The 227-nt window shown below is 64.8% G+C and carries 1 protein-coding gene; it reads right to left on the reverse strand.

Annotation, left to right across the window (positions count from 1 at the left end; genetic code table 11):
- On the reverse strand, positions 1–195 hold a 195-nt coding region (locus tag ACRHOC_RS15410), incomplete at its 3' end, for a hypothetical protein (protein WP_431159471.1).
- Positions 196–227: the final 32 nt, after the last annotated feature.

Raw genomic sequence — 227 nt, forward strand, 5'->3', positions numbered from 1 at the left:
CGCCACGATATCAAAGTTCGGTTTCTGAATGCTGGCGGGTTTCGGCATCAGGGTATCCAGCAGGCGACGCGTGCCTTCGCTGATCCCCTCGCAGCACACCGCCTGCGGGGCTTCGCCCGGCGGCAAACCGGCGAGCACAAAAAGATGCCGGGCTTCGGTCGGGGTGCATTGCAGCGCTTTTGCGATGGCGGCCATCACCGCGCTGGACGGATTGACGTCCCGGCCCT

It is taken from the genome of Winogradskyella poriferorum (assembly GCF_050618035.1).
In the GTDB taxonomy this organism is placed as follows: domain Bacteria; phylum Bacteroidota; class Bacteroidia; order Flavobacteriales; family Flavobacteriaceae; genus Winogradskyella; species Winogradskyella poriferorum_A.